The organism is Streptomyces sp. NPDC037083 (genome assembly GCF_055606485.1).
The window spans coordinates 118,963-137,020 of the sequence record NZ_JBVJSQ010000016.1 but is presented as its reverse complement, the minus strand read 5'-3'; the positions used below and the strand labels follow the sequence as shown (position 1 = coordinate 137,020).

Below are 18,058 nucleotides of genomic sequence, written 5' to 3'. Positions count from 1 at the left end.
CTCTCAAGCCGATATGAGCACCGAGAACCTCCCCCAGAGCCCTCAGCAGCCCCACCGCAAGCCGCGGGTTGCCGTCGTCTTCGGCGGCCGCAGCTCCGAGCACGGGATCTCCGTGGTCACCGCCGGCGCGGTCCTCAGGGCCATCGACCGGACCAAGTACGAGGTCCTGCCGATCGGCATCACGCGCGAGGGCCGCTGGTTCCTCACCGCCGACGAGCCCGAGCGCATGGCGATCACCGACCGCCGTACGCCGGACGTCGACGAACTCGCCGAGTCGCGGGACGGCGGCGTGGTGCTCCCCGTCGACCCCGCCAACCGCGAAGTCGTCTACTACGAGGCCGGGTCGGTGCCCAAGGCGCTCGGCGAGGTCGACGTCGTCTTCCCGGTGCTGCACGGCCCCTACGGGGAGGACGGCACCCTGCAGGGTCTGCTGGAGCTCTCCGGCGTCCCGTACGTCGGCGCGGGCGTGCTCGCCTCGGCCGTCGGCCAGGACAAGGAGTACATGAAGCGGGTGTTCACCTCCTTCGGGCTCAAGGTCGGCCCGTACGTGGTGATCCGGCCGCGCGAGTGGGAGCAGGACGAGTCGGCCGCCCGCAAGAAGATCGTCGACTTCGCGGGCGAGCACGGCTGGCCGCTCTTCGTGAAGCCCGCGCGCGCCGGCTCGTCCATCGGCATCACCAAGGTCGACGACCTGTCCGGGCTCGACGAGGCGATCGTCGAGGCCCGGCGTCACGACCCGAAGATCCTGGTCGAGGCGGCGCTGCGGGGCCGCGAGATCGAGTGCGGCGTCCTGGAGTTCGAGGACGGCCCCCGCGCCTCCCTCCCGGCCGAGATCCCGCCGCCGGACGCGCACGCGTACTACGACTTCGACGCGAAGTACATCGACTCGACCCCCGGTGTCGTCCCGGCCCCGCTGACGCCCGAGGAGACGGCGGACGTGCAGCGCCTGGCCGTGGACGCCTTCGAGGCGGCCTCCTGCGAGGGCCTGGTCCGCGCGGACTTCTTCCTCACGGAGGAGGGCGAGTTCGTCATCAACGAGATCAACACGATGCCCGGCTTCACGCCCATCTCGATGTACCCCCAGATGTGGCAGGCGAGCGGGATCGGCTATCCGGAACTGGTGGACCGCCTGGTGCAGGCGGCGCTGCGCAGGCCGACGGGTCTGCGCTGATCCGCGAGCGCTCCCGGATCGCTCCGTGATCGCTCCCGGACCGGTTCGGGAGCGATCCGGGGCAGGGTCCGGGAGTGGTCCCGGGCTCGATCCCGGCTGGGGTCTAGTCGGCGATCCCTTCCGGGATCGCATTCCTGACGGCTGAGGCGACGTCGACGAGCGGCGCCATGCCGTCGCCCGTGCGGTCCTTCGGGATCGTCACCTCGACGTACGCCCTGCGCAGGGTGGTGGTGAACCGGAACGATCCGCCGTCCTGCTTCTCCAGCAGCCACCCCACCCCGTTCACCTCGACCCCGTCGGCCTCGGGGTCGCTCATCCTCGCGGGTCGTTCGACACCGCAGCGCAGTATGATCGCCGGGTTCCCCCAGCCCGCGGTCAGCGCGGACGCGGGCGAGGGGTCCCGGCGGTCGAGTTCGTCCACGGTGGACGGCAGCGCCTCGTCCAGTTTTCGGCACAGCTCGGTGACCGTTGCCGACGGACTGGGAACCGCCGCCGACGTGTCACCGTCTGCTGAGGAGCAGCCCACCGCAGCGAGCAGGAGGGCGAGCACGGGCAGGCCGATGGGCCGGTGACGGAAAAGGTTCACCGGCCAAGGTTAGACGGGGGCTACAGATGCACGACCGGGCAGGTCAGGGTACGGGTGATCCCGTCCACCTGCTGGACCTTGGCGACCACCATGCGGCCGAGGTCGTCCACCGTGTCGGCCTGGGCCCGCACGATCACGTCGTACGGTCCCGTAACGTCCTCGGCCTGGACGACGCCAGGGATTTTGCTGATCTCCTCGGCGACGGTCGACGCTTTGCCGACGTCCGTCTGGATCAGGATGTACGCCTGTACCACGGAACCTCCAGGGCGGCCACGAGGATCATGTGGGGAAAAGGAACGCCACGGTATCGCGTCGCCGCTCGCCGCGGGGAGACCTGCGCGGACCACGGCTCGCGCGCCGGGGTCCAGGCACGACGGAAGTTGACGGCTGTCTCGACCGTATCGAGGACACTGGGTATGCGCGACCGGGCACGGACAGGTACAGAAGGGGCCAAAGGGTAATGAAGGGCACTGTTGGTGAGCTCGGGGAGTTCGGGCTCATCAGGGAGCTCACCTCCCGTCTCACCACCACCCCCGCGGTCCGGGTCGGCCCCGGCGACGACGCCGCGGTGGTCGCCGCACCCGACCGCAGGGTCGTGGCCAGCACCGACATCCTGCTGGAGGGCCGGCACTTCCGCCGCGACTGGTCCACGGCCTACGACGTCGGCCGCAAGGCCGCCGCGCAGAACCTCGCCGACATCGCCGCCATGGGCGCGGTGCCGACGGCCCTGCTGCTCGGCCTCGTCGTGCCCGCCGAACTGCCGGTCACCTGGCCGTCCGAGATGATGGACGGACTGCGGGACGAGTGCCAGGTCGCCGGCGCCTCCGTGGTCGGCGGAGACGTCGTGCGCGGTGACATGATCATGGTGTCGATCACGGCCCTCGGCGACCTGCGCAACCAGGAGCCGGTCACCCGGGGCGGCGCCCAGCCCGGCGACCTGGTCGCGGTGACCGGCTGGCTGGGCTGGTCCGCCGCCGGTTACGCGGTCCTCTCCCGCGGCTTCCGCTCGCCCCGCGCCTTCGTCGAGGCCCACCGCCGCCCCGAACCGCCGTACCACGCGGGTCCCGCGGCCGCCGGGCTCGGCGCGACGGCGATGTGCGACGTCAGCGACGGGCTCATCGCCGACCTCGGGCACATCGCGGAGGCCAGCAAGGTCCGCATCGACATCCGCTCCGGCGCCATAGACATCCCGACGCAGATGAACGACATCGGACAGGCCGTCGGCGTCGATCCCATCCAGTGGGTGCTCACCGGGGGCGAGGACCACGCGATCGTGGCGACCTTCCCGCCGGACGTGAAGCTTCCCGCCCGCTGGAAGGTGATCGGCGAGGTCCTCAACCCCTCGGCCCTGCCCCAGGTGACGGTCGACGGGGCGCCATGGACCAGCAAGGGCGGCTGGGACCACTTCGGGGACATGGAGCCGTGAGCGCGTACGGGGCGCCTCCCCGCGTGCTGACCGTCGCCGGCTCCGACTCCGGCGGCGGGGCCGGGATCCAGGCCGACCTGAAGACGATGCTCGCCCTCGGCGTGCACGGCATGAGCGTGATCACGGCCGTCACCGCGCAGAACTCCCTCGGCGTGCAGGGGGCTTGGGAGCTGCCCGCGGAGGCGGTGCGGGCCCAGTACCGCAGCGTCGTCGACGACATCGGCGTCCAGGCCGTGAAGACGGGCATGCTCGCCTCGGCCGAACTCGTCGAGACAGTCGCCGAGTTGATCGCGGGCACCGCCGCCGCGGTCGTCGTCGACCCGGTCGGCGTGTCCAAGCACGGCGATCCGCTGCTGGCCGCCTCCGCTCTGGACTCGGTGCGGACGAAGCTGCTGCCGCTCGCCACCGTCGCCACCCCGAACCTCGACGAGGTGGCCCAACTGACCGGCGTCCAGGTCGAGTCGGAGGAGCAGCTCAGGGGCGCGGCGGCCGCGGTGCTGGAGTACGGGCCGCGCTGGGTGCTGATCAAGGGCGGCCATCTCCCGGGCGACGCCGTGGACCTGCTGACGGACGGCGCCGAGGAGCGCTGGCTGCGCGCGCCCCGGCATGACAACCGGCACACGCACGGCACCGGCTGCACGCTCGCGTCGGCGATCGCCTCGCAGCTGGGGAAGGGGCAGTCCGTGCCGGAGGCGGTGACGGCGGCCAAGAGGTACGTCACCGGGGCCGTCGCCGCCGGGTTCGCACTCGGCGGGGGCATCGGGCCCGTGGACCACGGCTGGGATCTCACCCGGAACGACCGGACAGTCTGACGCCCGGCCCCGGCCCGTCAGTGATCCGCTCGAGGAGCCCGTGGGTGATCCGCTCGAGGAACCCGTCGGTGATCCGCTGGAGAAACCCGTCGGTGATCCGCTCGGGAAGGTCGCTCTCGGCCGTGAGGCGGGCAGCCGACAGGAAAACGGGCACAGCAAAAAGCCGGCCCCCACGAGGTGGACCGGCTCGATGCAGCGAACCAGCAGTGGCCGCGCGCTTAGCTGTGCGTCAGCGCGAGACCTTGCCGGCCTTGATGCACGAGGTGCAAGCGTTCAGGCGCTTCGGCGTCCCGCCGACCACGGTACGAACGCGCTGGATGTTCGGGTTCCAGCGACGAGACGTACGGCGGTGCGAAAACGAGATGTTGTTGCCGAAGCTCGGCCCCTTGCCACAGACGTCGCAGTTGGCAGCCACGGGTCACTCCAAAGACTTCAGATGCACTTACGGATGATCCCGGCATGCCGGGATCAGGATCTAGGATCTGAGATCTGAGTGGCGCTGCCAGGGGGATGGCCCGATGCGGATCGGGCAACCGGAGCAGCATACAACGACTGCGCCAGTACAACGAAACTACCATGGCTGCTCAGGGCCCTGCGCCCGCCCCCGGCCCACCTGTTTCCGGCTGACGCGGGCCCGGGGTCTACGCTGCGTCCAGTCCAGCAGCTCAAGGAGGCGCAGGTGGCGCAGGTGCCGCAGACATTCTTCGATGCTCTCGCGGTGCGCACCTGGTGCGGCCTCGCGCTCATGGCGCTGGGCCGGGCGCGCGAGGAGATCGACGCGATCAACGTCTACCCGGTCGCGGACGGGGACACCGGCACCAACCTGTACCTGACCGTCGAGTCGGCGGCGACCGCCGTCGAGGCCGTCTTCGCCGGGTACGAGGCCGGGTACGAGGCCGGCTCCGCGTCCGCCGGGAAGCCCGCCCTGGCCGACGCCGCGCGCGCGATGGCGCACGGCGCGCTCATCGGGGCGCGCGGGAACTCGGGGACGATCCTCGCGCAGCTGCTGCGCGGCATGTCCCAGGTGCTCGCCGCCGAGGGCGACGCAGCTCACACCGACGGACAGGGGCTGCGCCTGGCCCTTCGCCGCGCGGCCGACTCCGCCCGCCAGGCCGTCGCCCACCCCGTCGAGGGCACGGTCCTGTCGGTCGCCTCGGCGGCCGCGGACGCCGCCGAGCGGGCGGAGCCGGCGCACGGGACGCAGGACGACTGCGGGACGGTCGCCCGCGCCGCCTACCAGGGGGCCTGCGCGGCGCTCGCCGCGACCCCGGGGCAGCTGGCCGTCCTGGAGCAAGCCGGAGTGGTCGACGCGGGCGGCCGGGGCCTGGTCGCGGTGCTCGCGGCGCTGGTGGAGACGTTCACCGGAGAGACGCCCGGGCTGTCCGGGGCGCCGGCCAGGGGCCTGGCCGCAGCCGCTCCCGGAGGCGGATCCGTGGCTGCTCCCGGATCCGCCTCCGGATCCGTGCCGGAGAGGCACGCGCGCGTGGAGCCGGTCCGGAGGGACGGCGCCGGGGAAAGCGCGGAGGAGGGCGTGGAGGACTGCGCCGACGGGCCGGACGGCGAGGGCGGCCCCGCCTTCGAGGTGATCTATCTGCTGGAGGCCGGGGACGCGGCGGTGGCGCGGCTGCGACAGCGGCTGGACGACCTGGGCGACTCGCTCGTGGTGGTGGGCGGCGACGGCCTGTGGAACGTCCATGTGCACGTGGACGACGCCGGCGCCGCCGTGGAGGCCGGCGTCGAGGCGGGCCGGCCCTACCGGATCCGCATCACGCACTTCGGCGTCGGCGACGCGCACACGCGCGGGAGCGAGCGTCCCCCCCGTGAGCGCGTCCAGCGCGCGGTCGTCGCCGTCGTGCCCGGCGAGGGGCTGGCCGGGCTGTACGGCGAGGCGGGCGCGACCACCGTGCTCGCGCGCCCCGGGGAGCCGCCCGCCAGCGGGGAACTCGTCGAGGCCGTACGACGGGCCCACGCGCGCGAGGTCGTGCTGCTGCCCAACGACGCCGATCTGCGCCACACCGCCGCGGCGGCCGCCGCGCAGGCCCGCACGGAGGGCATCCGGGTGGCCCTGATCCCGACCCGTTCCGCGGTCCAGGGGATCGCCGCGCTCGCCGTCCACGAGCCGGACCGCCGCTTCGACGAGGACGTCGTCTCGATGACCTCGGCGGCCGGCGCGACCCGGCACGCCGAGGTCGTCGTCGCCGAGCGCCAGTCGTGGACCATGGCCGGCATCTGCCAGGCCGGCGACGTCCTCGGCCTCGTCGACGGCGACGTGGCCGTCATCGGCTCCGACGTGACCGCCACCGCCGAGACCGTCCTGAACCGCATGCTGTCGGCCGGCGGCGAACTCGTCACCCTCGTGCTCGGCGACGAGGCCCCCGCGGGCATCGCCGAGCACCTTCAGGCACGGGTGCGGGAGGCGTACCTCGCCGTCGACACGGTGGTGTACCGGGGCGGACGGCAGGGAGCCCTGCTGCTCATCGGGGTCGAGTAGCCGCCGTCCCGGGTGGAGCAGGGGAGCCCCGGGGGCGGGCGGAGCAGGCCGAGGAACCGGTCAGCGGTCCTTCTGTTCCTCCGCCACCTGCAGCAACTGCTCCGCTTCGGCCCGCCGCGCCCGTATCGTCTCGTCCTCGTCCGGTTCGCCGCCGCCCGGTCCGCCGCCTTCGGCGTCCGCATAGGAGCGCAGCACCGCACGCGCGCGTGCAGCTGCCTGCGCAGGGCGCCCCAGGTCGCTCTCCAGCCAGCCGGCGGCCAGCTCCGCGCCGTTCCGGGCGTGCAGGGCGTCGTCGCCCAGGGCGACGAAGACCGCGACGGCCTCGGCCATCTGGGACAGCGCCTCGTCCAGGGCGGCCCGGATGGTGTCGTCGTCGGCGTCCTCGGCGGCGGAACGTGCCAGCAGATCCCCGAACTGCCGGTGGGTGTGGCCGAGTTCGGCGACGAGCCGTCGGCGCCCCTCGTCGTCGTCCGCCGCGTCGAACGCGTCCGCGCACTCCTCCAGGGCTGCCGTCATCAGCTCGCGCGCCGAGCCCGTGCCGTCCCCGGCGCGCAACGCCAGCCAGGCGCGGGCCCGCAGGGAGCGGACCAGGCCGTGGACGTTGCCGAGCTCGCGCCACAGCTCGCCGGCGCGCGCGTACGCCCGGTCCGCCTCGGTGTGCAGGCCGGCCTGGCCGAGCGACTCGGCGGCCAGATGGGCCAGGGTCGCGTGGTCGTGCTGCTCGGGCCAGTGGCGGGCGATCTCGGCGGCCCGCAGCCGGCGTTCGGCGGCTTCCCGGTGCTCCCCGAGCTCGCTCAGACAGTCGCCCAGCCACCACTGCGTCTGGACGACCGCGCCGTCGCCGTGGGTCTCGGCGCTCAGGTCCGCCAGCGCCGACTCCAGCACCTCCGCGGCCTCGGCCCAGCGGCCCTGCCGCACGAGGTAGCCGCCGAGCTGGTGCCGCGCCCACGCGCCGAACGTCGGGCCCACGCCCGCCTCGTCGGCCCAGTGAGCCGCCTCCAGGGCGTGCTCGGCGGCCTCCTCGGCCTGCCCCCGGCCCCCGACCACCTCCGCGAGCTGGAGATGCAGCTGGGCCCGCCCCACGGCCTCCAGGAACGGCCCGCCGTGTTCCAGGGCCGCCCGTAGCGCCCGCTCCGCCTCCACCATGTCGTCCAGCTGGTGGGCGAGACCGGCCAGCCGGGCCTCGTACTCCACGGCGAACCACGGCAGACCCGCCTCGACGAACTCGGCCGCGGCCCGCGCGAACAGTTCGACGCCCGTTTCGGCGTCCCCGGACCGCACCGCCAGCTCCGCGAGCATCGCACGGCCCTCGGCGACCCGGGCGGCGAGCCGCACGTCGTTCCCCGCCCGGCCCTCCACCAGTGCCAGAAGCTCCCGTACGGCCGCCTCCGCCGCCGTCAGGACGGCCTCGTCGGCAGGCCCGTCGGCCTCGTGGACGCGCCGCATCAGGATCCGTGCCCGCGCCATCAGCACGCCGGCGGCCTGCGGCACCTCCGTGCCGCCGTCGGCGTACAGCGCAAGGACACGGTCGTAGGGGCCGGCGACGGCCGCGAGCGCCTCGTCGACCTCGCCGGCGAGCGCGCGCACATAGGCGGCACGCGCGCGTGCCGCCAGGGCCTCGCCGGGGTCGCCCGCCCGCGCGTACAGCTCGGCCGCCAGCTCGAACGTCGCCGCGCCCTCCGGGCCGAGACCGATCGCCTCGTGGTCGGCGATCTCCGCGCGGTCGCGCGCCGCGAGCTCCACGCCCTCTCCGGCGGCCGCTCGGGCCGCCCGCGCCCACGCCTCGACGGCGTGCGGCTGGAGCGTGTCCGACAGCCGCCGGGCCTCGGCGACCAGAGCCGCCGGGTCCTGCTCGCCGGAGCCCCCGGCCGTGGTCGAAGGCGAAGCCGGGGCCGGGGCCGACGGCGACGGCGCGGTCGCGGCGGACACCGGGTGCGCGGCCCGTATCCCCAGGGGCAGCCGCTCCACCAGGGGCCGCTGCGTCATCCGCGCGCGGGCCCGCTCGCTGACGTGGGACGTGCCGTTGCGCTCGTCGAAGCGCGCGGCCAGCGCGAGTGCCTGCGCGCGCGCGTGGTCCGCGAGTTCGACGGCCGTCCACTCCCGCCCGGCCGCCCCCGGCACCCGCCGGCCGCCGAGCCCCAGCTCGCACAGGCGCCCCATGAGCAGCACCACCACGCTCAGGAACTCCAGCTTGCTGCGCGGGTGCCCCTCGTCCGTGAAGTACGCGGGCCGCTCCGCCAGCAGCTCGAGCCCCCGCGCCTCGTTGCCGGTCAGCGCACAGAACTCGACGTGGTCGGCGTAGGCGCCCCGCATCGACTCCATGGGCCGCACCAGCCGGAAGCCCCGCAGATGGTGGGCGCGGGCCTCGTCCAGGCGGCCCAGCCGCAGCAGCGGCAGCAGGGAGGACGCGAGCACGGTGTGCGGCTCGTGCGCGCATGTGTACGCGCCGTCCAGGACCGGCGCCCACACCTTCAGCGCCTCCGCGTCCCGGCCCCGCTCCGCCTGCCACCAGCCCTGCCCGTGCAGCTCGCACGCGTGGCAGTCCGCCATGGCGTCCCGGTCCGCCGCCAGCCAGGCGGTGAACGCCCGCTCGGCCCGCTCCACGTCCCCCACGTGCGCGGCCACGCTGAACTCGGCGCTGCGCACCGCGCGCTCGGAGTGCCCGGCGAGCCGGTAACGGTGCTCCATCTCGCCGAGCCACTTCTCCACCGACGCCAGCGGCACGTGCGGCTGGTCGAGCATGCCCGCCGACATCCACTTGAAGACCCAGTGCAGCGAATGCGTCTCGTACTCGTCGAAGTCCTCCGGCCGCTCGTCCCACATGCGCAGCAGCCGCGCGAAGGGGACGAACATCTTCGCCTTCTCGGAGCTGTAGTTGTAGACCTTCAGCTGGTGCCCGAGCGCCTCGATCACGGCGAGCGGGATGTTCAGCTTCTCGGCCTCCAGCAGCAGTTGCTCCGCGCGCGCGTTGCGGGCCGGCCCCTCCGGCTGCTCGCCGTTCTCCGCCATCGCCCGGCGAAGGGAGTCGAAGTCCGTGATCCCGCTCATCAGTGACCCTCCTGTCCCTGCGCCGACTCCCCGGGGGCCGGCTCGCCGTGTGTGGCCCATTCCAGGAGCCCGATGAACGCCCGGTTCAGCAGCGCCGAGTCCGCCGGCCGCAACGGGCGCTGTGCCATCAGCAGCGCCTGCCCGTACAGCGACTCCGTGGCGGTGCCGACCAGCTCCGGATCGCTCAGCGAACTGATCCGCCGGATCAGCGGGTTGAGATGGTTGAGCACCAGACGCGCGCGTGGGGCGCTCCCGCGCAACGAGCCCAGGATGCCCGCCCACAGGTCGTCGGCCCGCGCCTCCGCGTCCGCGCGCGCCTGCTCGTGCCGGGCCGCCCGGTCGTCGAGATGCAGCGCGGGCACCGACAGCGGATGGAAGGCCCGCAGGACGACGTCACAGCCCAGCGGGTCCAGCTTCGCCCGCGCGGCCGCCAGGAAACCGGTCAGGGCCAGCTCGTCCGCGGGGTCGACGGCGTCCAGGTGCGCCGTCACCGTGTCCGCGTCCAGCTCGGCGACCACCGTCCCCGGCCGCACCGACGGCAGCGCCTCCACCAGCTCGCTGTCGTACGTGTAACCGCCGTTGATCACCCCGACGCCCTGCGCGGACGCGATCGGCGCGACCTGCCGGTACTCCTCCACGGTCCGGGTGAAGTGCACCACCGGGTGGCGCTGCGCGAACTCCTCCAGCGACAGCCGCCCGTCGGTCGTCTCGAAGGGCAGCCACGGCAGCATCGTGCGCAGCATCTCCCGGTCGTGCCGCGCCAGCGACTTCACGCCCAGGTGGTGCACCGCCAGGAAGGCCGCGAGCCGCTCCGGATCGCCGGCGGCCAGCCCCGTCAGCCACGACCGGATCCGCTCGCCCAGCGCCTCCCGCACCGCGGCCAGCGTCTCGTCCTCGTACAGCGACTCCCGCGAGGCCGTCGGCCGCAGACTGTCGGTGTCCAGGACGCAGCGCACGAAGAACGCCCAGTCGGGCAGCAGCTGTTCGCCCCGCTCGGTCAGCAGCATGCCCTTGAGGTGCACCCGGTGCCCGGCGCGCTGCGCGGGGCTCACCGCCGACGGCAGCACGTACGCCACCCCGCGGATCCCCGCCAGCGGAACGTCCAGCTCGACCGAGTCCAACGGCGTGAAGCCGAACAGCTCGTGACAGTGCCGGGCCAGCGCCACCCGCCGGTTGGCGGGGGAGGGGTACGCCCGGTCCCAGGGCGCGGGCAGATCGGTGACCGCCTCCTCGCCCACCCGGACGTCGTACGGCAGCAGCGACCCGAAGTCCCGCGCCAGCTCCAGCACCCGCGGCTCGGCCAGCCACTCCGCGGCGCCGGCCCGCGCCACCAGATGCACGGTGGTGCCCGGCTCGGGGCGCTCCTCGTGGGGCAGCGTCCGCACCGTGTACGAGCCGTCGTCGCGCGCCGTCCACTCCACGGGCGGCGCGTTGGGCGTCCGTGCGCTGCGGCTGACCACCCGGATCCGCTCGGCGACCACGAAACAGGCCAGCAGCCCGATGCCGAACTGCCCGAGGAAGTCCGAACGGACGTCCTGCAGGCCTTCCGCGCGCTTGGAACTGCGCCCGATCGTCGCCAGCAGGCCGTGCACGTCGGCCTCGGTGAGACCGATACCGGAGTCCTCCACCCGCAGCCGCCCGTCCGCCGCGAACAGCCGTACCCGGGCCGGGGCGTCGGGCTCCTCGGCCCGCCGCGCGGTGATGGCGTCCACCGCGTTCTGCAGCAGCTCGCGCAGATAGACCCGGGGACTCGAGTAGAGGTGATGGGACAGCAGGTCCACCAGACCACGCAGGTCGACCTGGAACGTGTGAGGTGACGGGGATGCCTGGGATGACTGTGAGGTCTGGGAGTCCATCGCTGCAGCGCCGCGGGCTGGGGAGGAGCACGGCGCGGGGTCGGGCGGTCCCGGTGGGGCGGTGACCGCGGATGATGGCCGGAGCGCGCCATCCTAGAGCCCGAACGAGCCGCCTGACCAGGGGTTTCGGGACACGTATACGGCAATGTCGGTGGTGTGGTGTGCAATGGATCTCGTGCCCGCGCTGAAAGAACCACTGGAACAACCGCTGAAGTCAGTGCTCGGCCCCGCCACCGCGAAGGTGATGGCCGAGCACCTCGGCCTGCACACGGTCGGCGACCTCCTGCACCACTACCCGCGCAGATACGAGGAGCGCGGCCAGCTCACCCACCTCGCCGACCTCCCCATGGACGAGCACGTCACCGTGGTCGCCCAGGTCGCCGACGCCCGTCTGCACAGCTTCGCCTCCGCCAAGGCCCCCCGGGGCAAGGGCCAGCGCCTCGAGGTGACCATCACCGACGGCAGCGGTCGGCTCCAGCTCGTCTTCTTCGGCAGCGGCGTGCACAAGCCCCACAAGGAGCTGCTGCCCGGCACCCGCGCGATGTTCGCGGGCAAGGTCTCGGTCTTCAACCGCCGCCTCCAACTGGCCCATCCGGCCTACGAACTGCTGCGCGCCGACACCGAGGAGGCCGTCGAGACCTGGGCGGGCGCCCTCATCCCGCTCTACCCGGCCACCGCCAAACTGGAGTCCTGGAAGATCGGCAAGGCGATCCAGACCGTGCTGCCCAGCGCCCAGGACGCCGTCGACCCCCTCCCGGACTCCCTGCGCGAAGGCCGCGGCCTGGTCTCCCTCCCCGAGGCCCTGCTGAAGATCCACCGCCCGCACACCAAGGCCGACATCGCCGACGCCCGCTCCCGCCTGAAGTGGGACGAGGCGTTCGTGCTCCAGGTCGCCCTGGCGCGTCGGCGCCACGCCGACGCGCTGCTTCCCGCCGTTCCCCGCAGGCCTGCCCCCGACGGCCTCCTGACCGCCTTCGACGCCCGCCTCCCCTTCACCCTCACCGAGGGCCAGCAGAAGGTCTCCAAGGAGATCTTCGACGACCTGGCGACGGACCACCCGATGCACCGGCTGCTCCAGGGAGAGGTCGGATCGGGCAAGACCCTGGTCGCCCTGCGCGCCATGCTCGCCGTGGTCGACGCCGGCGGGCAGGCCGCGATGCTCGCCCCCACCGAGGTCCTCGCCCAGCAGCACCACCGCTCGGTCGTCGAGATGATGGGCGACCTGGCCGAGGGCGGCATGCTCGGCGGGTCCGACCAGGCCACCAAGGTCGTGCTGCTGACCGGCTCCATGGGCGCGGCCGCCCGCCGCCGGGCACTGCTCGACCTGGTCACCGGAGAGGCCGGCATCGTGATCGGCACGCACGCGCTGATCGAGGACAAGGTCCAGTTCCACGACCTCGGCCTGGTCGTGGTCGACGAGCAGCACCGCTTCGGCGTCGAACAGCGCGACGCCCTGCGCGGCAAGGGCAAACAGCCCCCGCACCTGCTCGTCATGACGGCCACGCCCATCCCGCGCACCGTCGCCATGACGGTCTTCGGCGACCTGGAGACCTCCGTCCTCGACCAGCTCCCGGCCGGCCGCTCGCCCATCGCCAGTCATGTCGTCCCGGCAGCCGACAAGCCCCACTTCCTGGCGCGCGCGTGGGAGCGCGTGCGCGAGGAGGTGGCCAACGGCCACCAGGCGTACGTCGTCTGCCCCCGTATCGGCGACGAGGAGGACGATCCGAAGAAGGCCGGCAAGAAGAAGTCCCCCGAGGACGAGGCGGAGAAGCGTCCGCCGCTCGCGGTCCTGGAGGTGGCCGACCAGCTGGCGAAGGGCCCGCTGAACGGGCTCACCGTGGAGGTGCTGCACGGCCGGATGCATCCCGACGACAAGGACGCCGTGATGCGGCGCTTCGCCGCCGGGGACACCGACGTGCTGGTCGCCACGACCGTCATCGAGGTCGGCGTCAACGTCCCGAACGCCACCGCGATGGTGATCATGGACGCCGACCGGTTCGGCGTCTCCCAGCTCCACCAGCTGCGCGGCCGGGTCGGCCGGGGTTCGGCGCCCGGACTGTGTCTCCTGGTCAGCGAGATGCCCGAGGCCAGCGCGGCCCGGCAGCGGCTGAACGCCGTCGCCGCCACCCTCGACGGCTTCGAGCTCTCCCGGATCGACCTGGAACAGCGCCGGGAGGGTGACGTCCTCGGCCAGGCCCAGTCCGGCGCCCGCACCTCCCTGCGCGTCCTCGCGGTGATCGAGGACGAGGAGGTGATCGCGGAGGCGAGGGAGGAGGCGGTGGCGGTGGTCGCGGCGGATCCGGAGCTCGGCGCCTACCCGGGCCTGCGCACGGCCCTGGACGCCCTCGTGGACGAGGAGAGGGAGCAGTACCTGGAAAAGGGGTGAAAGGGACCGCCCCGGGGGCCGGGCAGCGGTTACCGCCGAGCGGCGCGACCAGCCACACTGAACTCAAAGCCATTCACGAGCAAGGACCAGAGATGACCCGCGTGATCGCCGGTGCAGCCGGGGGACGCCGACTCGCCGTCCCCCCGGGCAACGGAACCCGCCCCACCTCCGACCGCGCCCGCGAGGGACTCTTCTCCACCTGGCAGTCGCTCCTCGGAGGCCCCCTGGACGGCGAACGCGTCCTCGACCTCTACGCCGGCTCCGGCGCCGTCGGGCTGGAGGCCCTCTCCCGCGGCGCGAGCCACACCCTCCTCGTAGAGGCCGACGCGCGAGCCGTCCGTACGGTCCGGGACAACGTGCGCACCCTGGGCCTCCCCGGCGCCGAGGTCCGCGCGGGCAAGGCGCGGCAGATCATCCAGGCGGAGCCCGCCGCACCGTACGACCTCGTCTTCCTCGACCCCCCGTACGCCGTCTCCGACGACGATCTTCGGGAGATTCTGCTCACACTCCGCTCGGGGGGCTGGCTCGCGGCCGATGCCCTCGTCACCGTGGAGCGCAGCACCAGAGGCGGGGAGTTCCTCTGGCCGGAGGGCTTCGAGGCGCTCCGGGCCCGTCGCTACGGCGAGGGAACGTTTTGGTACGGTCGCGCCGCCTCTACGTGCGAAGACGCGCGATGACCGGACCGGAGAGCGAGGGAACACAAGTGCGCCGTGCCGTCTGTCCCGGGTCGTTCGACCCGATCACCAACGGACACCTCGACATCATTTCCCGCGCCTCCCGTCTGTACGACGAGGTCTATGTCGCGGTCATGATCAACAAGTCCAAGAAGGGCCTGTTCGAGATCGACGAGCGGATCGACCTGATCCGCGAGGTCACCGCCGAGTACGGCAACGTCAGGGTCGAGGCCTTCCACGGCCTCCTCGTCGACTTCTGCAAGGAGCGCGAGATCCCGGCCATCGTCAAGGGCCTGCGCGCGGTCAGCGACTTCGACTACGAGCTGCAGATGGCCCAGATGAACAACGGCCTCTCCGGCGTCGAGACGCTCTTCGTGCCCACCAACCCCACCTACAGCTTCCTGTCCTCCTCCCTGGTCAAGGAGGTCGCCACCTGGGGCGGCGACGTCTCCCACCTGGTGCCGCCGCAGGTCCTCGCGGCGCTGGGCGAGCGCCTGAGGCAGGCCTGACCGCGAGAGCGCCCCGTGACGGCTCGTCATCCGGTGTCCGGCGGACACCTCATGGCCGTACAGTCGTCCCGTCCGTCTCCAACACAGCTGTAGAGAGTGGCGAGCAACCGGTGGACGTGCAGAAGAAGCTCGACGAGATCGTCACGGCGGTCTCCAGTGCCCGGTCGATGCCGATGTCGGCCTCGTGCGTGGTCAACCGCGCGGACCTGCTCGCCCTGCTCGAAGAGGTGCGCGCGGCCCTGCCCGACTCCCTCGCCCAGGCCCAGGAGCTGATCGGCGGCCGGGAGCAGATGGTCGAGCAGGCCCGTCAGGAGGCCGAGCGGATCATCTCGACCGCGCACGCGGAGCGCGGCTCACTGATCTCCGACACCGAGATCGCCCGCCGCTCCCAGGCCGAGGCCGACCGCATCCTCGCCGAGGCCCGCAAGGAGGCCGAGGAGGTCCGCGCCGAGGCCGACGACTACGTCGACTCCAAGCTCGCGAACTTCGAGGTCGTCCTCACCAAGACCCTGGGCTCCGTCGGCCGGGGCCGCGAGAAGCTGCTGGGCACCGGCCCCGGCGTCGACGAGAACGGCTACCAGGACGAGGACGCCCCCGAGCGCAGCCACGACCCCGAGACCCTGCGCCGCGACGCGGACGCCTACGTCGACACCAAGCTGGGCGCCTTCGAGGCGGTCCTCGCCAAGACCCTGGAGGCCGTCGGCCGGGGCCGGCAGAAGCTGCACGGCCGCATCGCCACGGACGACCTCGGCGCCCTCGCCGGCGACACGACGACGTTCCAGCACTCCTCCGACGCCGACTACCTCGCCGACCTGACCGCCCTGGCGCAGCAGGACGCCACGGCCGGGCAGTCCGCCCAGCAGCCGTACGAACAGCCGCAGGACGCGTACTCCGCCGGCTCCGACTACGCCCGGCCGCAAGAGGCGCCCTTCCCGCAAGCGCCGGACCCGTACGCGGGCGCCTACGCACAGCAGCAGACCTACGGCGGGCAGGACGCCTACGGCTACCAGCAGCAGGCGGACCCCTACGCGTATCAGGGCTACGACACCCAGCAGGCCCCCTACGACCCCCACCAGGCCGCGCAGCAGCCGCAGCAGCCGCAGCAGACCCACCAGGGGTACGCCCTCGACGAGACCAGTCTCTTCGACACCGGCATGATCAGCGCCGAGCAGTTGCGCGCCTACGAGCAGGAACGCGGGCTGTAGGACGGCGTCGCGTACACCCGATTGGGCTGTGGGCGAAAGCTCCAGTATCCTGGCTCTTCGGTCGCGTGTGCGCTTCGCTGATTTCGCATGCGCCCGCAATCGCCGCTGCCCGCAGCACCGGGGGCAGTGTCCCTCTGAGCTCGAAGATCGAAAGCAGGAATGGCCCTGAACGCCCGCCTCGACCACCGCAATCCTCTCGTGTTCGACACACACGAGCTGGGGCGGCGTCCTGGCGCGCTGCAGCGCCTGACCCGTGAGATCGACGCTCCCAAGGATCTCGGGATCCAGGGAGTCGTCGGAGTGCCGGAAGGCGCTCCGGTGGAGCTCGAACTCCGACTCGAGTCGGTCATGGAAGGTGTGCTCGTCACAGGCACCGCCCGTGCACAGGCCGAGGGGGAGTGCGTAAGGTGTCTGGAGCCGCTCGAGCTCGAACTCGAAGCGGACTTCCAGGAGATGTTCTCGTACCCTGACGCCGACGACCGGGGCCGTGTGAAAGCGGAGCCGGCCGACGACGCCGAGGAAGACGAGGACAGGCTCTTTCTCGAGGACGGTCTGTTCGACCTCGAACCCGTGCTGCGTGATGCGGTGGTGCTCGCACTGCCGATGCAGCCGGTGTGCCAGGACGACTGCCCAGGTCTGTGCTCCCAGTGCGGAGCCCGGCTGGCGGACGACCCGGACCACCACCACGACGCCACCGACATCCGTTGGGCGGCACTGCAGGGACTCGCCGGTTCACTCGAAGACGGCGAGAAGGACGAGATGAGCGGCGCCGAAGCGGGCGTCGACGAGAAGCAGGAGAAGTAGCCGTGGCTGTTCCGAAGCGGAAGATGTCGCGCAGCAACACGCGCCACCGCCGGTCGCAGTGGAAGGCTGCGGTCCCCACCCTGGTTGCGTGCGAGCGCTGCCACGAGCCCAAGCTGCAGCACATCGCGTGCCCGTCTTGCGGCACCTACAACAAGCGCCAGGTCCTCGAGGTCTGAGCGGCTGGTGAGAGGCTTCATGTCTGACGCCAAGGCGGACACGACCGCCAAGAAAAAGGCGGACACCACAGCCTCGTCCCACACGCTTCTGGAAGGGCGGCTCGGCTATCAGCTCGAGTCCGCCCTTCTGGTGCGTGCGCTGACCCACCGTTCCTACGCGTACGAGAACGGCGGCCTGCCGACGAACGAGCGGCTGGAGTTCCTGGGGGACTCCGTGCTCGGCCTCGTCGTCACGGACACGCTGTACCGCACCCACCCCGACCTGCCCGAAGGCCAGCTGGCCAAACTGCGGGCCGCGGTGGTCAACTCTCGTGCGCTGGCGGAGGTCGGTCGTGGCCTCGAACTGGGCTCCTTCATCCGGCTGGGCCGGGGTGAAGAGGGCACGGGCGGCCGGGACAAGGCGTCCATCCTCGCCGACACCCTCGAAGCGGTGATCGGCGCGGTCTATCTCGACCAGGGCCTCGACGCGGCCTCCGAACTGGTGCACCGCCTGTTCGACCCGCTGATCGAGAAGTCCTCGAACCTCGGTGCCGGCCTGGACTGGAAGACCAGCCTCCAGGAGCTCACCGCGACCGAAGGCCTCGGCGTCCCCGAGTACCTGGTCACGGAGACCGGCCCCGACCACGAGAAGACCTTCACTGCTGCCGCCCGCGTCGGAGGCGTCTCGTACGGCACCGGCACCGGCCGCAGCAAGAAGGAGGCGGAGCAGCAGGCCGCCGAGTCCGCGTGGCGGTCCATCCGGGCCGCGGCGGACGAGCGCGCCAAGGCGGCGAAGGCGGCCCAGGCCGTCGAGGCCGCCGAGGGCAGCAGCCCGGACCCCGAGTCCGCCTCCGCCTGACGAACGCCGACGACAGCAGAACAAGCAGTACGAGACGAGCGCCCGCCCCCTTCGGAGGCGGGCGTTCCGTACGGGG

Annotated in this window: 16 protein-coding genes; 11 read left to right on the top strand and 5 right to left on the bottom strand. The window is 72.5% G+C overall.

All coding sequences use genetic code 11. The annotated features are described in order from the left end of the window. The first annotated feature begins 13 nt into the window (after positions 1-13). Positions 14-1,171, top strand: a complete 1,158-nt coding sequence (locus ACZ7DE_RS34600; protein ID WP_470768226.1) for a D-alanine--D-alanine ligase family protein — start codon at positions 14-16, stop codon at positions 1,169-1,171. Between the two features lie 103 nt (positions 1,172-1,274). On the opposite strand, the gene ACZ7DE_RS34595 is transcribed toward ACZ7DE_RS34600, so the two are convergent. Both ACZ7DE_RS34595 and ACZ7DE_RS34590 read right to left on the bottom strand, forming a co-directional pair. Further along, positions 1,275-1,757 carry a DUF3515 domain-containing protein gene (locus ACZ7DE_RS34595; protein WP_470768224.1) on the bottom strand — a complete coding sequence of 161 codons (483 nt, stop codon included), beginning with the start codon at positions 1,755-1,757 and terminating at the stop codon, positions 1,275-1,277. A 20-nt stretch (positions 1,758-1,777) separates the two neighbouring features. Next, positions 1,778-2,011 (bottom strand): Lrp/AsnC family transcriptional regulator, encoded by a 234-nt coding sequence (locus tag ACZ7DE_RS34590; RefSeq protein ID WP_470768222.1) that lies wholly within the window; start codon positions 2,009-2,011, stop codon positions 1,778-1,780. A gap of 206 nt (positions 2,012-2,217) precedes the next feature. Here ACZ7DE_RS34590 and ACZ7DE_RS34585 point away from each other — a divergent pair, with 206 nt between their 5' ends. Beyond that, positions 2,218-3,183, top strand: coding sequence for a thiamine-phosphate kinase (locus ACZ7DE_RS34585; protein ID WP_470768220.1), 966 nt, complete (start codon positions 2,218-2,220; stop codon positions 3,181-3,183). Beyond that, the gene (gene thiD / locus ACZ7DE_RS34580; RefSeq protein WP_470768218.1) at positions 3,180-3,995 is read left to right on the top strand and encodes a bifunctional hydroxymethylpyrimidine kinase/phosphomethylpyrimidine kinase; all 816 of its coding nucleotides are present in this window, start codon (positions 3,180-3,182) and stop codon (positions 3,993-3,995) included. Before ACZ7DE_RS34585 ends, thiD begins: the two co-directional genes overlap by 4 nt. A 229-nt stretch (positions 3,996-4,224) precedes the next feature. Here the strand turns inward: thiD and rpmB are convergent, their stop codons facing one another. Further along, complete coding sequence (gene rpmB, locus ACZ7DE_RS34575) at positions 4,225-4,410, bottom strand: 50S ribosomal protein L28 (protein WP_470768216.1); 186 nt, start codon at positions 4,408-4,410, stop codon at positions 4,225-4,227. Between the two features lie 264 nt (positions 4,411-4,674). Here rpmB and ACZ7DE_RS34570 point away from each other — a divergent pair, with 264 nt between their 5' ends. After that, entirely contained in the window at positions 4,675-6,486 is a 1,812-nt protein-coding gene (locus ACZ7DE_RS34570) for a DAK2 domain-containing protein (RefSeq protein WP_470768214.1), read from the top strand. 60 nt (positions 6,487-6,546) lie between these two features. Here the strand turns inward: ACZ7DE_RS34570 and ACZ7DE_RS34565 are convergent, their stop codons facing one another. Next, on the bottom strand, positions 6,547-9,534 hold the full coding sequence (locus ACZ7DE_RS34565) for a tetratricopeptide repeat protein (RefSeq protein WP_470768212.1): 2,988 nt from the start codon (positions 9,532-9,534) through the stop codon (positions 6,547-6,549). Continuing rightward, a complete protein-coding gene (locus tag ACZ7DE_RS34560; protein ID WP_470768210.1) occupies positions 9,534-11,390 on the bottom strand; it encodes an HSP90 family protein in 1,857 nt (618 codons plus the stop codon). The genes ACZ7DE_RS34565 and ACZ7DE_RS34560 overlap by 1 nt, the downstream gene beginning before the upstream one ends. A 166-nt stretch (positions 11,391-11,556) precedes the next feature. Between ACZ7DE_RS34560 and recG the strand changes: the two genes are divergently transcribed. The 7 genes from recG to rnc all read left to right on the top strand — a co-directional run bounded on the left by recG (position 11,557) and on the right by rnc (position 17,982). Then, positions 11,557-13,776, top strand: a complete 2,220-nt coding sequence (gene recG, locus ACZ7DE_RS34555; RefSeq protein ID WP_470768208.1) for an ATP-dependent DNA helicase RecG — start codon at positions 11,557-11,559, stop codon at positions 13,774-13,776. A gap of 71 nt (positions 13,777-13,847) precedes the next feature. Next, on the top strand, positions 13,848-14,453 hold the full coding sequence (gene rsmD, locus ACZ7DE_RS34550) for a 16S rRNA (guanine(966)-N(2))-methyltransferase RsmD (RefSeq protein WP_470768456.1): 606 nt from the start codon (positions 13,848-13,850) through the stop codon (positions 14,451-14,453). 26 nt (positions 14,454-14,479) lie between these two features. Then, entirely contained in the window at positions 14,480-14,959 is a 480-nt protein-coding gene (gene coaD, locus ACZ7DE_RS34545; protein ID WP_470768206.1) for a pantetheine-phosphate adenylyltransferase, read from the top strand. A gap of 110 nt (positions 14,960-15,069) precedes the next feature. Then, complete coding sequence (locus tag ACZ7DE_RS34540) at positions 15,070-16,164, top strand: cell division initiation protein (RefSeq protein WP_470768204.1); 1,095 nt, start codon at positions 15,070-15,072, stop codon at positions 16,162-16,164. A 159-nt stretch (positions 16,165-16,323) separates the two neighbouring features. Next, entirely contained in the window at positions 16,324-16,968 is a 645-nt protein-coding gene (locus ACZ7DE_RS34535; RefSeq protein ID WP_470768202.1) for a YceD family protein, read from the top strand. A gap of 2 nt (positions 16,969-16,970) precedes the next feature. Next, a complete protein-coding gene (rpmF, locus tag ACZ7DE_RS34530) occupies positions 16,971-17,144 on the top strand; it encodes a 50S ribosomal protein L32 (protein ID WP_007493396.1) in 174 nt (57 codons plus the stop codon). A gap of 19 nt (positions 17,145-17,163) precedes the next feature. Then, a complete protein-coding gene (rnc, locus tag ACZ7DE_RS34525) occupies positions 17,164-17,982 on the top strand; it encodes a ribonuclease III (RefSeq protein WP_470768199.1) in 819 nt (272 codons plus the stop codon). Positions 17,983-18,058 lie beyond the last annotated feature (76 nt).